The organism is Streptomyces sp. P9-A2, from assembly GCF_036634175.1.
Lineage (GTDB): Bacteria > Actinomycetota > Actinomycetes > Streptomycetales > Streptomycetaceae > Streptomyces > Streptomyces pratens.
The window spans coordinates 4,274,951-4,288,501 of the sequence record NZ_JAZIFX010000001.1 but is presented as its reverse complement, the minus strand read 5'-3'; the positions used below and the strand labels follow the sequence as shown (position 1 = coordinate 4,288,501).

Here is a 13,551-nt window from a genome sequence, read left to right as displayed (position 1 = left end):
TTCCTGCGTCCAGCTCCGTCCCCGAGAGCTCTCCGGGCGCGCTCGCGTCCACGCCCTCCGCCAAGTCCTCGACGCCGTCACCCGCGTCGCCGCTGTCCGCACCCGCACCCGCACCCGGGCGATCCGCGCTGCCCGGGGCACAGGGCGCCGTCCCCGTCCAACGCACCGCCTCACAGAGCCCGGTGAAGAGCCCCATGTCCATGCCCTCGATTCCCCCGTCCGCGGCACCCGTCTCACCCGCCCCGGTCCCGCTCCGCGCACCCGCCGCCTACGCCCCCGCCCTCCCGGTCCCCGCCGTTTCCTCCGCACCGCCCGTGCAGCGGGCGACCACGGCGGGCCCGTCCACGGCGGCCGCCACCTCCGTGACCCGGTTGCACGCCCCCGCCGCCCCGGCGCTTCCCGACCTGCCGGTCCCCGTCCAGCGCGCCGTGCCCACCGCGCTCAAGTCGCTCTGGAAGAAGTTCACCGGCTCGCCATCGACGAACACCCCCTCGCCACCGACGAACGCCCCTGGTCCCCCACCGCCGTACACCCCGGGACCGCAGCCTCCCCCGCCGTACACCCCCGGGCCGCCCCCGCCGCCGTACACCCCCGGGCCGCCCCCGCCGTACAGCCGCCACGACCCGCACCCCGGCGGAGGCGGGTCGCACTCCGCGCAGTCCTTCGACCCGCGGACTCTGACCGACGCGCAGCTCGACGAGCTGACGCATCGTCTGATCGGCCCGCTCACCCGCCTCCTGCGCACCGAACTGCGGATGGACCGGGAACGCATCGGCAGGCTCCGCGACCCCCGCACCTGACCCGTCCCTGACCCGTTTCCGGCCTCGTGCCTGCCCACCGTCACCCAGCGCCCGTCCCCGAAAGGCCCTCCGATGCCCAGCGATCTCGACCCGGGATCCACCATCTTCTTCACCCTCACCATCGACGGGCAGAGCCTCGGCGCGTTCAACGGATGTGAGGGCCTGGCGTCGACGGTGGAGATCGAGCAGTACCAGGAGGGCGGCAACAACGGGTTCGTGTGGCAGTTGCCGACCCGGGTCACCTTCTCCACCATCCGGCTGACCCGCCCGCTGACCCCGGAGACCTCGAAGGTCGCCGCCTGGATCTCGTCCGTGACCACCGGCGTCACCCGCCCCACCGCCCAGATCTCGGCGCTGCGCGCGGACGGTTCGGAGGTGGCGCGCTGGGGGCTGATCGACGTACTGCCGGTCAGCTGGCAGGGCCCCTCCCTGGACCCCGCGAGCCCGGGCGTGGCCACGGAGGTCCTGGAGATCGCGCACCACGGATTCACGGACTGAGCGGGACCGGGCCCGCGGACCGGGCGGACTCCACGGACGGACCGCCCCGCACCACCGCACCACCGCACCACCGCACCACCGCACCACCAAGCACCGCGTACCGCGTACCGCGTACGAAGCACCAGCATCAGCACCGAGGACGGAGACGAAGGACCATGGCAGCCAAGGGAGGCAAGGGCTCCAAGGGCGGCGCAGGCAAGAGCCTGGTGCGGGCCACGCTGGCCATCCACGAGCCCCCGATCGGCGACAGCACCACCCCGGGCGGTCTGATCAGGACCTTCGACTTCGACTTCAACCCGGCGCAGCTGACCCTCACCCGCCGCGCCCAGTGGAAGAGCACGCCGTCCGCCGCCCTGCGCGACGGCCCGCTGCCCGAGTTCATGGGGTCCGAGGGCCGGAACCTGACGACGGAGATCTTCCTGGACTCCTCCGAGGACCCCGGTGACAACAGCGTGCTGAAGAAGGTCGAGGCGTTGTTCTCCTGCTGCGAGGTGACCAGCAAGAGCATCGCGGCGGACCAGCCGTCCACACCGTGGGTGGTGTTCGAATGGGGCTCGTTCTCCACGGCACGGTTCACCGCGTACATCGGCAGTGTGAGTGCGAACTACACGCTGTTCGGCACCACGGGCGTCCCGATCCGGGCGGCCTGCCAGGTGGACCTGAACGAGATCCCCAGCCGGACCAAGGGCCAGAACCCGACCTCGGGCGCGCTCACCGCGCGGCGCGTGCACCGGGTCGTGGCGGGCGACACGCTGCAGTCGCTGGCCTGGCGGGAGTACGGGGACGCCTCGGCCTGGCGCACGATCGCCGAGGTCAACGACATCGACGACCCGTCCCGACTGCCCAACGGCACCGAACTGATCCTTCCGGCGGCCGGGGAGGTCGCGTTCTGATGGTCAAGCACTCCTTCTCCAACATCATCGACGTCACGTTCGACGGCAAGCCCGTGCCGCCCTACTTCACCCCGCTGCTCGTCGGCGGCTGGGTCGACCTGGGCGCCGGGGTACCGGGCGCCTTCCGGGTCACGTTCCGGGACGCGCACGGGATGGTGCTCGGCAAACTGGGCATCAAGTTCGGCACCGAGGTGGTGATCTCCCCCGTCGCCCACGGCAAGGGCGCCGGCGATCCGCTGCTGACCGGCGAGGTCACCGGCATGGAGACCGACTACGACGGCACCGGCACCTTCACCGTGATCCGCGGCTACGACCGCGGCCACCGCATGATGCGCCGCCGCCGGGTCGCCGCCTACCGCAACCAGACGGCGTCGGACATCGCCCGCACCCTGGCCGGCCAGGACGGCGTCGCCGTCGGCAAGGTGCAGTCGACCAGGACGGTCTACGAGTTCATCAGCCAGGCCAACGTCACCGACTGGGACTTCCTGTCCCGGCTCGCCGACGAGAACGAAATGGTGATGTCCCTCGACGCCAAGGGGAAGTTCCAGTTCGTCAGCCCCGACCCCGCCTCCGGCGCGCCCCCCACCAGCACCCCGGGCGAGAAGAGCCCGTTCGTCCTCCAGGCCGGCAACGACGTGCTGCGCTGCAGGGCCGCGGTGACCGCCGCCGACCAGTACGGACGGGTCGAGGCACGCGGCTGGGACGTCGTCGCGAAGAAGGAGCTGACCGCGACGGCACCCACCACCGCCAACCCCGGCATCTCCATCGGCACCACTCCCCAGAAGGCCGTCTCGGCGTTCGGGATCGCCCCCCTCGTGGAGACGGAGAAGCCCTACGACCGGCAGAACGAGGTGAAGTTCGCCGCGGACTCCCTCGCCGACGACGTGACCTCGTCCTTCGCCGAGCTGGAGGTCGCCGTGGTCGGCAACCCCAAGCTGCGTCCCGGCGTCCCCGTCACCCTCGCCAAAGTAGGCGCCCCCTTCGAGGGCAAGTACACGGTGACGTCCGCCCGGCACGTGTTCGGCGACGGCGACCACTACGAGACCTGGATCACCGTCAGCGGCCGCCAGTGGCGCTCCCTGTTCGGACTCGCCTCCGGCGGCTCAGGCACCGGCGCGGCCGCGCCCCGCCTGCCCGGTGTCGCCAACGCCCTGGTCACCGACGTACAGGACCCGCTCAAGCAGGGCAGGGTCAAGCTGAAGTTCCCGTGGCTGGACGACACCTACGTCTCCGACTGGACCCGCACCGTGCAGCTGGGCGGCAAGCGCGGCGGCGGCATCTTCCCGCTCGACGTGGGCGACGAGGTGCTGGTGGCGTTCGACCGGGGCGCCCTCGACCACCCGTTCGTCGTCGGCGGGCTCTACAACGGCGTGGACAAGCCGTCCCCCGTCCGGGACGTGCCGCTGCACGACACCGTGAAGCGGCGGGCGATCCGGCACACCCTGTCCGACCGCGAGGCCAACCGCGTCGATCTGCTCAGCCAGACCACCGGCGCCCGCAAGCAGGGCGTCCGCGTGGCCTCCGGCGACGACAAGCTGATCATCAACCTGGACCGTACGAAGACGGAGATCACCGTCGACAGCAAGGGCACCGTCGTCATCAAGGGAAGCCGCTCGGTGTCCGTCGAGGCGGGCACCGACCTCACCCTGAACGGCAAACGGTCGGTGACCATCAAGAGCGGCGGCCGGCTCACCCTGGAGGGCCGCGGCGCGGTCAGCCTCAGCTCGTCCATCGGCGCCGTCAACGTCGACGCCAAGGGCGCGCTCTCCCTGAAGGCCATGGGCGTGGCCAGCCTGTCCGCGATGGCGAGCGTGCAGATCAACGCGGTGGCCAGCGTGGGCATCCGGGCCGCCACCGTCCCGATCATGGGCCTCCTCACCGCCAACGGAAAGCCGGTGATCTGATGGCCGAGCAGTTCGTCGGATCCGGCTGGGCGTTCCCCCTGCGCATCGGACCCACCGGGGGCATCGCCCTGGTCAGCGGCGAGAAGGAGATCGAGGAGGCCATCCGGCTGGTGCTGGCCACCGCGCCCGGCGAACGGCCGATGCGCCCGGAGTTCGGCTGCGCCATCCACGACATGGTGTTCGCCCCCGTCAACGAGGCCACCGCCGGCCGCATCCAGCACGAGGTGTACGCCAGCCTCGACCGCTGGGAGCCCCGCATCGAGGTCGAGGACGTGGAGGTCACCGCCGGCCCCGGCGAGGGCGTCCTGCACATCGACGTCCGCTTCTCCGTCCGCGGCACCAACAACCCGCGCAGCCTCGTCTTCCCGTTCTACGTCATCCCCTCCCACGACGAGCCCGGCACGGCAGGCACGGCCGGCGCGGGCGAGTCGGGCGGCCCCCTCCCCGAAAGCGACCGCTGATGGCCCTCCCCTCCCCCCATCTGGACGACCGCCGTTTCCAGCAGTTCGTCGACGACGCCAAGCGCTACATCCAGCAGCGCGCCCCGGAGTGGACCGACCACAACGTCTCCGACCCCGGAGTCACGCTGGTGGAGGCGGTCGCGCACATGGCGGACCAGATCGTGTACCGCCTCAACCGGGTGCCCGAGAAGAACCACCTGGCCTTCCTCGACCTCGTCGGCATCACCCTCTTCCCCCCGACGGCCGCCCGCACCGACGTCACCTTCTGGCTGTCCGCGCCGCAGGACGAACCGGTGGTACTGCCCGAGGGGACCGAGGTGGCCACCACCCGCACCGAGCGCGACGAGGCCGTGGTCTTCGCCACCGAACGCGAACTGACCGTCGTCCCCTCCTCGTTGCGCCGGCTGTCCGTGCAGAACCAGGGCGCGCCGGTCGCCGACCGCACCGACGACCTGACCGAGGGCAAGGACGTCCTCTGCTTCGCCGAGGCCCCCCGCCCCGGCGACTGCATGCTGTTCGGCCTGAGCGCCGCCGTCCCGCACTGCGCCGTCGCCCTGGAACTCGACAGCCGCGTCGACGGCGTCGGGGTCGACCCGCGCCAGCCCCCGCTGGTGTGGGAGGCGTGGACCGAGGACGGCTGGACGGAGTGCGAGGTCGACCGCGACGTCACCGGCGGCCTCAACCGGCCCGGCGAGGTCGTCCTGCACGTCCCCGGCGGACACGTGCTCTCCCGCAACGGCGGGCACGAGGGCGGCTGGCTGCGCTGCCGGGTCACCGACCCCCTCGCCGGCCAGCCCTTCTACACCACCTCCCCGTCCGTGCGCTCCGCCGAGGTGTACACCCTCGGCGGCACCACCGGCGCCGTGCACGCCGAGACCGTGCGCGACGAGGCGCTCGGCGAGTCCACCGGACTGCCCGGCCAGCGGCTGCGCCTCGCCCACGCGCCCGTCGTCGGCGACACCCCGCCCGTCCTGCTGCAGACCGCCGAACACGACGGCTGGACCGACTGGGACGTCGTCGCCCACTTCGCCGCCTCACGCCCGCGCGACCGGCACATCACCCTGGACGCCGCGACCGGCGAGATCGCCTTCGGCCCCGCGGTACGCGAACCCGACGGCACCCTGCGCCAGTACGGCGCCGTCCCCCCGAAGGGCGCCGTCATCCGCGCCCTCCGCTACCGCACCGGCGGGGGCAGGGCCGGCAACGTCGCCCGCGGCGCCGTCCGCGTCCTGCGCCGCTCCGTGCCGTACGTCTCCGAGGTCGTCAACCGGGAGGCCGCGCGCGGCGGCGTCGACGGCGAGACCGTGGACGAGGCGAAGACCCGGGCACCCATCACCCTGCGCGCCCAGGAACGCGCCGTCACCCTGCGCGACTACGAGGAACTCGCCCGCCGCGCCGCCCCCGACACCGCCCGCATCACCTGCCTGGAGGGCGAGGAGAGCGAACACGGCGCCTACGCGGTACGGGTCCTGGTCGTCCCCCAGGCCGTGGCGGACCCCGGCGGACGCCTGCGCTTCGAACAGCTCGTCCCCGGCGACGCGCTGCTCTCCCGCATCACCCGCTACCTCGACGAACGCCGGCTGATCGGCACCCGGCTCGCCGTCGGCCCGCCCTTCTACCAGGGCGTCACCGTCGTCGCCACCGTGCACGCCTTCCGCGGCACCGACACCGACCGGGTCCGCCGCCAGGCCCACGACGCCCTCTACCGCCACCTCGACCCGCTCACCGGCGGCGCCGACGGCACCGGCTGGCCCTTCGGCCGGCCCGTACAGGCCGGGGAGATCTTCGCGGTGCTCCAACGCGTGCCCGGCGTGGAACTCGTCGACCAGGTCCTGCTGCACCCCGCCGACCCGATCACCGGCAAGCGCGGCGAGGCCACGGACCGGATCGACCTCTCCGCCCCGTCCCTCGTGTTCTCCTTCGACCACCGGATCCGCGTGATCGGGGACGGCGCATGAGGGGCTCCGTCGACGGACTCGCCTCCTCCGCGCCGATCGGCGCGATGCTGCCCGCGATCTTCGCCGACGACGATCTGGCGCAGCGCTTCGTCGCCGGACTCGACGAGGTCCTCGCGCCCTTCCTCGTCGTCCTCGACAACCTGGACTCCTACTTCGACCCCGCGCTCGCCCCGGTCGACTTCACCCGCTGGCTGGCCGACTGGGTCGGCGCCGAGACCGACGGCATCGAGACCGACGCCATCGGGGCCGGCGGCGCCACGGCCGGCGGCTCCGAGGGGGAACGCCGGCTACGTGCCGCCGTCGCCGCCGCCACGTATCTGCACCGGGTACGGGGCACCCGGCGCGGCCTGTCCGAGGCCGTTCGCCTGGTGTTCGGCGTGCCGCCGCGGATCACCGAGAGCGGCGCCGCCGAATGGCACGCCCGGCCGCTCGGCCCGGTGCCCGGCGACCGCCGCCCGCATCTGCACGTCTCGCTGGTGCTGCCCGACCCGACCCCCGCCGACGAGTACCGGCTGGACGTCCTGGTCGCGGCCGCCCGCCCCGCCCACATGCCGTACACGGTCGAGGTCACCGCCGCGACCGCTGCCGAAAGGACCACCGACAGATGACCAGCCAGACCTCCGGACCCGGCCGGGCCGCCCCCAGCTGCGCCGAGTGCGGCACCCCGGCGGAGCCCGGCCAGTCCTTCTGCGACTCCTGCGGAGCGGTCCTCAGTTGGGCCGACAGCGGCCGGCCGGGACGAGCCGAGCCCACAGGACGGACCGAGTCCACAGGACGGGCCGAGTCCACGGGGCGGGCCGCGACGGCCGACGTCCCCGCCCGGACCCGCACCACGGACAGCCCCGGCGCCGACGACCGGCCGGACACCCCGGACCGGGCCGGAACCGACACGCGGCCCGGCACCGACGCACGGCCCGGACGGGCCTCCCGCGACCGCAGAGGCGGCACCGACGACTGGCCCGGCGGCGACAACGGCGACGGCGGACGGCCCCGCCGGGGCGACACCGACGACTGGCCGGGAGCCACCGGCCGGACGGCCGGCACCGACGACCCGGGCCGCACCGCGATACCGCGCCCCCGGACGGGAACGGCGGACGACGGCCCCCGCACCACCACCCCGGCATCGGCATCGGCGACCCACGCCGACGAACGGACCACCGCCCCGGAAGCCCGGGAGACAACCACGCCCCACGCCCCGTACGGCCACGACGACGGCCACGACGACGGAGCGGACCGCACCGCCGGCACCGCCGCCGCGGCGACCACCGCGCCCGAGAGGTCCCCCGGGCACCAGGACGACCGCCGGGCCCCCGCCGCCGCCTCCCCTTCGGCCGACCCGTACGCCACGAACCCCGACGGCGACACCGAACCCCTGCCGCACGCGGCGGGCTCCCCCCGGCCGCACCCCCACCACGACGACGCCGCCGCGCGGGCCAGGTCCCTCCTCGTCCCCGTCGCCGACCCGGAGCCCCGCGCCCCGGACGAGCCCGCCGTCGCGCCGGTCCTGCCCGGACGCCCCGTCGCCCACCGCCCCCAGGTCCGCGCCGTCGGCCCGCAGGCCGGCACCGAGGGCGGCATCCCCTGCCCCTGGTGCTCCACCCTCAACCGGCCGGAGCGGCACTACTGCTCCCGCTGCGCCATGTCGATGACCCGCGGCGACGACACCCCGGAGCGCCTGCCCTGGTGGCGCCGGATGTTCGGCGACCGCAACGGCGAGTCGGCCTGGGCGGGCGACCGCCCGCGACTGCGCAGGGGGTTCGGCCAGGTCTGGAACTGGATCGTCGCCGCCGTCGTCATCGGACTGGTCATCGCCCTGATCGTGAACATGGGCGCGATGATCCAGGCCACCCGCGACCACTTCGCCAAGCGGGCCCCGGTCGGCCCGTCCAGCGTCAAGGCGTCCCGCTCCTACGCCGAGCACGGCGCGGCCCTCGCCTTCGACAAGCTCAACAACACCTGGTGGGGCCCGGGCATCGCGCAGTCCGCCGAGGGCGAGTGGCTGGAGGCCCGCTTCGACCAGCCGACCCGTCTGCTGGACCTCGTGATCACCCCCGGCGTCTCGACCAAGTCGGAACAGTTGCAGGAGTCGGCGCTCCCGCGTCAGCTCGAGGCCCAGATCACCCTCGCCGACGGCAAGAAGATCACCCGCACCATCACCCTGGACCAGGCCGCCGGCGGACAGCGCCGCAAGTTCCGGGTCGGTGAGGTGACCGCCGTGCGCTTCGTCCTGCGCTCGGCCTACGGCGCCGCCCCGAAGAAGCAGGTGGCGATCGCCGAGATCGAGTTCTTCGGCCGCTCGAGCAACAACACCTAGGAGCCGCCGCCCTTCTCCCCTCGACGGGGCTCCGGCCCGCACCGAGCGCAGACCCGCGCGGTGCGGGCCGGACCGCACCGTCCGGCCCGCACCCGCACCCGCACCCGCACCCGCACCCGCACCCGTCACGCGCTCACGCGCATCTTCGCCATGTCCACGTGCAACCACCCTGCTCCACCGGCGCGGCATCCCGCCGCGCGGCACAAGCACCGCCCCGACGACGCAGGACGGCATCGCGGTACGCCGGTGGCGACTTCACCGACCGACCGGCACCGACCGACCCCGACTCCGTCCTGCGGAGGACCGAGCCGGCGTCAAGCCATCCGCAGGGCGGACCACCATGCTGACGACCCCTTAAGGGATGTCACAGCTCGGCCGCAAAGGCGGGCCCGAAACCCCGGGCCCGGCACGCGGCCCTCCGGGACCAGGTACGTTCGACAACGTGGCTGGATTCAGGATCGGACGCGGCCGGGACAACAACGGCGCTCCTCACGCGCGACCGCAACAACCCCCGTACGGACAGCAGACGCCGCCGGGGCCGTCGTACGGCTCCCCGCAGGCGCCTCAGTCGTACCCGCCCCAGCAGCCGTCCTACGGCGGAGGCGGCAACGGCGGCTGGCCGCAGGTGAACCGCGGGCCGAACGGTCCGGGCGGTCCGGGCGGTCCGGGCGGCTACGGCGGACAGCACCGCCCCGGTGCCGGCGGCGGCCACGGCGAGCCCGAATACTTCGGCGACGGCGGCGCGTACCCTCCCGGCCCGCACGCCCCGCATGCCCCACACACCCCCCACGACCCGTACGCGGCCAACAACCCGGGGCACACCCAGGCCTTCCGGATCAGCGAGGACCCGTATCCCGGCGACGCGGATCCCCTGCCCGGTCCGGTCGGCCCCCGCCTGCGCTGGAAGGACCTGCTCAAGGGCATCGTCACCGCCCCTGACCGGACCTTCCTGCAGATGCGCGACTACACGGTGTGGGGCCCCGCCCTCACCGTCACCTTCCTCTACGGCCTGCTCGCGATCTTCGGCTTCGACGGCGCCCGTGAAGAGGCGATCGACGCCACTGTCACCAGCCTCATACCCATCATCCTGATGACGGGCGTGGCCATGGTGATCAGCTTCCTCATCCTGGGCGTGGTCACCCACTCCCTGGCCCGCCAGCTCGGCGGCAACGGCGCCTGGCAGCCCACGGTCGGCCTGTCCATGCTGATCATGTCCCTCACGGACGCCCCCCGCCTGATCCTCGCGATGTTCGCGAGCGGCGACGCCGGCTTCGTCCAGATCGTCGGCTGGGCCACCTGGGTCGCGGGCGGCGCGCTCCTCACCCTGATGGTCAGCCGCTCCCACGACCTCCCCTGGCCGAAGGCCCTGGGCGCGTCCGCGATCCAGCTCCTGGCCCTGCTGTCCCTGGTGAAGCTGGGCACGCTCTGACCACGAGCAGCACACGCGGCACACGAGGCACACGAGGAAGGGGGCTCCCGATCGGGAGCCCCCTTCCTGTTGATCTACCCTCGACCGCTCTCTACGCGTCGAGAACCTGCCCGCTCACACCTGACTCCGGTGGAAGTTGAGGAAGGACCGCGAGGCGGTGGGCCCGCGCTGCCCCTGGTAACGGGACCCGTACCGCTCACTGCCGTACGGGAACTCGGCGCGCGAGCTGAGCCGGAACAGACACAACTGGCCGATCTTCATACCGGGCCACAGCTTGATGGGCAGCGTGGCGAGGTTCGACAGCTCGAGGGTCACGTGCCCGGAGAAGCCGGGGTCGATGAACCCGGCGGTCGAGTGCGTGACGAGCCCGAGCCGCCCCAGCGAACTCTTCCCCTCGAGCCGCGAAGCGAGATCGTCGGGCAGCGAGATGACCTCGAACGTGCTGGCCAGCACGAACTCACCGGGGTGAAGGATGAAGGGCTCGTCCCCCTCCGGCTCGACGAGCCGGGTCAGCTCCGCCTGCTCGATGGAGGGGTCGATGTGCGGGTACCGGTGGTTCTCGAACACCCGGAAGAAGCGGTCGAGACGGATGTCGATACTGGACGGCTGCACCATGGATTCGTCGTAGGGATCGATCCGTACCCGCCCGGCGTCGATCTCGGCCCGGATGTCCTTGTCTGAGAGAAGCACTCCCCGAGGATACGCAAGGCGCGCAGGCCGGCCACCATCGCGCCGCCCCACGCGCCCATGCCCAAGGTGTGCCGCTCCGGCCCACCGCTCGGTCTCACGACCGGCCGGCGGGCCGAACCCGGCCCTGCCGGCCCTACCGCTTCTCGAAAGCCACCGGTACGACGCTGCGAAGCCGCGCACAGCGCGGACAACGCAGCAACCGACCGGGGCCGAGTCGCTCGGCCTGCTGCATCGGGAACGAAGTGGCGGCGAATACGTGCCCATCGGCACAGCGGACGACGGTGCGCTCCATCAAGTCCAAGAGTCCCTTCCCAAGAACCGCGTCTGACTTCCTGCCCTGACGACAAAAGCCACATTACGGGATCAAGGAGACGACCCTGCGGGCGGCACCCCCGCCCGCGCACCCCCCCACTCGGGGCCCCACCGTACGCCCCAACTCCAGCCCTCCGCACACGCTTCCACCCCTGAAACGCCATCAGGCCCCCGGCACGGAAAACACCGGGGACCTGGCATGGGGTACAGTGGGCGAGCATCCGGACACCGGTCGAGATCAGTGTCCCGGATCACAAGCGGGTGTAGTTTAATGGTAGAACATCAGCTTCCCAAGCTGAGAACGCGAGTTCGATTCTCGTCACCCGCTCTTCTTGAAACCCCAGGTCAGTGACCTGGGGTTTGTTTATTGTCCAGTCCAAGTCGGGGGTGGCACGCCAAGGACGTGCCACCCACTTGTTTCGAACAGCGGGACTCGAAGAAGGACTTGCGTGGTCACCCAGGGCTTCGGATCCTGTCCTGGGCAGCCATGCGGTCGACCAGGCGCCCGCCCTGTTCGGCGCGGCGGTGCGGGTGGACCAGGGCGTGTTTCGAAAGTAGCGACGGCCGACGACGGCACGCTCATCGCGCTCGCCCAGGCCGGCAGGGTCCGCTTTTTTCTGTACGTGTCGGCGACGACCTTGCAGTTCGGGCGGCGAGTTCGTGTACTCGGCCCACGAGCCGGTCACGTCAAGTACGGCCTTGCCCCAGGAGGCGGCCCGCCGCTCGTCCGCCGAGGGCATGACAGTCCGGCCGGACTCCGGGTCTCAAGCCCCGCTCCGGTCCGGGTCTGCCTGTGGTGCGTACGCACCACAGGCAGACCCGGACCAGGGCTCGACCTGAAGTTCGGTGACCCGGGTGGCCGGAGGTTCCGGTCCGCCGACTACGCCGAACTCACCTTCTGGCGCACCCGAGTGAGGGAGGCCGCCGGAGAGCACCCTGTGGGGCGCGAGCACTTCGACGGCGCCGGAGAGGTGGCCGTCATCCCGGCCGCGTGCGCCCCACCGCCGGCTGCCCCCTCCGTACCGAGGCCGGTGGCCCTATGGCGCCTGCGCGGACGCAAACGATGTCGCCCGCCTTGAGCCGGTAGCGCCCCGATCGGTCGGCATCAGGTACGCCGTGGGAAGCGGGGTGGAGAACTCCCGGCTCCCCGGCCGTGCCTTCTCGAGCCGGCTCAAGATCTCCGACTCGTGAAAGTAGTCCTGGCCGACGGTACGCCGGGGGTCGGGGAAATCCGCCGCGCGCCGCTCCCAGGTGGTGACGGCCGCTCGCGCCACCTCTGCCACGACCGCGCTCCGCATACGCGTGATCAGGCGATGGCCGCCGGGCACGCCGGGGCTGTTCTCCCTCTCGTACCGCCACTCGTCCGCAGTCACCATCCAGCAGGAGTGACATCCCTATATATACTTGATGGCACTCGATATATCTATGGAGGCACATCAATGACGCGCACCGTAATAGACCTCGATGACCAGCTGGTCGCCGACGTGGCCAAGGCCCTCGGCACCAGCACCAAGAAGGAGACGGTGAACACCGCCCTGCGCGAGGTGCTGGAGAACCGGCGGCGGGCGCTGGCCCTCACCCGCCTGCGGGCGACGGCGGCCGAGGGCGCCTTCGATCTCGATCTCCTTGAGGACAAGGGAAACTACCGTCGGTGAACGCCGCTCAGTTCCTGATCGACACCAGCGCACTCGCCCGTCTGCTGCGCGGCGACGCCGAGCAGTACGGATGGGACCGGGCGGCGGCAGCCGGGCTCATCGCCACGTGCCCCATCACCGAGCTGGAGTTCTTCTACAGCACGCGTTCCGCCGCCGACCGTGCCCAAGGCATCGAGGACCTGCGCCTGCTCTTCGGCTGGGTGCCGGTCGACGACCGCGCCTACGACCGCGCCTGGCAGGTGCAGAACATCCTCACCCAGCGCGGACAGCACCGCAGTGCCGGAGCCGTCGACCTCGTGGTGGCCGCCACGGCCGAGTTGCAGGGACTGACCCTCCTGCACCGCGACCGGGACTTCGCATGCATCGCCGCCGTCACAGGCCAGGCGCTCCAGTGGTACGGGCCAGAACCCGGCAAATGAACCCAGGGAGCCGGGCGTTCGGCTGTTCCTTCGGCCCTCCGCCCGTCACCGGCCAGGCGGGAACAACTTCGTCACGGCAGGGACGGAACAGCCAACCATCGTGTGCATCCGCAAGGGCACAGCAGAGCCAGCCGATGCGCCCTGTCCAACATGGCAGAGGAAGCCTCTCGCAGGCCCCACGCGTCAGCTCGCCGCGTTCCCCTGCCCACGGCGTGCCC

Annotated in this window: 12 protein-coding genes and 1 tRNA gene; 12 read left to right on the top strand and 1 reads right to left on the bottom strand. The window is 72.1% G+C overall.

Annotation, left to right across the window (positions count from 1 at the left end; genetic code table 11):
• The first annotated feature begins 200 nt into the window (after positions 1–200).
• The 9 genes from V4Y04_RS19505 (at position 201) to V4Y04_RS19465 (ending at position 10,257) form a co-directional block, all read left to right on the top strand.
• Complete coding sequence (locus tag V4Y04_RS19505) at positions 201–800, top strand: extensin (RefSeq protein ID WP_332429477.1); 600 nt, start codon at positions 201–203, stop codon at positions 798–800.
• Positions 801–872: 72 nt separating this feature from the next.
• Positions 873–1,298, top strand: coding sequence for a phage tail protein (locus tag V4Y04_RS19500; protein ID WP_332429476.1), 426 nt, complete (start codon positions 873–875; stop codon positions 1,296–1,298).
• A 155-nt stretch (positions 1,299–1,453) separates the two neighbouring features.
• Positions 1,454–2,191 carry a CIS tube protein gene (locus V4Y04_RS19495; RefSeq protein WP_332429475.1) on the top strand — a complete coding sequence of 246 codons (738 nt, stop codon included), beginning with the start codon at positions 1,454–1,456 and terminating at the stop codon, positions 2,189–2,191.
• On the top strand, positions 2,191–4,095 hold the full coding sequence (locus V4Y04_RS19490; protein ID WP_332429474.1) for a VgrG-related protein: 1,905 nt from the start codon (positions 2,191–2,193) through the stop codon (positions 4,093–4,095). Before V4Y04_RS19495 ends, V4Y04_RS19490 begins: the two co-directional genes overlap by 1 nt.
• A complete protein-coding gene (locus V4Y04_RS19485; RefSeq protein WP_332429473.1) occupies positions 4,095–4,556 on the top strand; it encodes a GPW/gp25 family protein in 462 nt (153 codons plus the stop codon). The genes V4Y04_RS19490 and V4Y04_RS19485 overlap by 1 nt, the downstream gene beginning before the upstream one ends.
• A complete protein-coding gene (locus V4Y04_RS19480) occupies positions 4,556–6,514 on the top strand; it encodes a putative baseplate assembly protein (protein WP_332429472.1) in 1,959 nt (652 codons plus the stop codon). Before V4Y04_RS19485 ends, V4Y04_RS19480 begins: the two co-directional genes overlap by 1 nt.
• Positions 6,511–7,122, top strand: a complete 612-nt coding sequence (locus tag V4Y04_RS19475; protein WP_332429471.1) for a phage tail protein — start codon at positions 6,511–6,513, stop codon at positions 7,120–7,122. Before V4Y04_RS19480 ends, V4Y04_RS19475 begins: the two co-directional genes overlap by 4 nt.
• A complete protein-coding gene (locus tag V4Y04_RS19470) occupies positions 7,119–8,828 on the top strand; it encodes a zinc ribbon domain-containing protein (protein WP_332429470.1) in 1,710 nt (569 codons plus the stop codon). The genes V4Y04_RS19475 and V4Y04_RS19470 overlap by 4 nt, the downstream gene beginning before the upstream one ends.
• Positions 8,829–9,189: 361 nt before the next feature.
• Entirely contained in the window at positions 9,190–10,257 is a 1,068-nt protein-coding gene (locus V4Y04_RS19465) for a Yip1 family protein (RefSeq protein ID WP_332429469.1), read from the top strand.
• Between the two features lie 114 nt (positions 10,258–10,371).
• Here the strand turns inward: V4Y04_RS19465 and dcd are convergent, their stop codons facing one another.
• Positions 10,372–10,947 carry a dCTP deaminase gene (gene dcd, locus V4Y04_RS19460; RefSeq protein ID WP_332429468.1) on the bottom strand — a complete coding sequence of 192 codons (576 nt, stop codon included), beginning with the start codon at positions 10,945–10,947 and terminating at the stop codon, positions 10,372–10,374.
• A gap of 569 nt (positions 10,948–11,516) precedes the next feature.
• On the opposite strand from dcd, the gene V4Y04_RS19455 reads away from it, so the two are divergent.
• From V4Y04_RS19455 to V4Y04_RS19445, 3 genes are all read left to right on the top strand, one after another.
• A tRNA-Gly gene (locus V4Y04_RS19455) sits at positions 11,517–11,587 on the top strand.
• Positions 11,588–12,698: 1,111 nt separating this feature from the next.
• Positions 12,699–12,914 (top strand): type II toxin-antitoxin system VapB family antitoxin, encoded by a 216-nt coding sequence (locus tag V4Y04_RS19450; RefSeq protein WP_332429467.1) that lies wholly within the window; start codon positions 12,699–12,701, stop codon positions 12,912–12,914.
• Positions 12,911–13,333 carry a PIN domain nuclease gene (locus tag V4Y04_RS19445; protein WP_332429466.1) on the top strand — a complete coding sequence of 141 codons (423 nt, stop codon included), beginning with the start codon at positions 12,911–12,913 and terminating at the stop codon, positions 13,331–13,333. Before V4Y04_RS19450 ends, V4Y04_RS19445 begins: the two co-directional genes overlap by 4 nt.
• Positions 13,334–13,551: the final 218 nt, after the last annotated feature.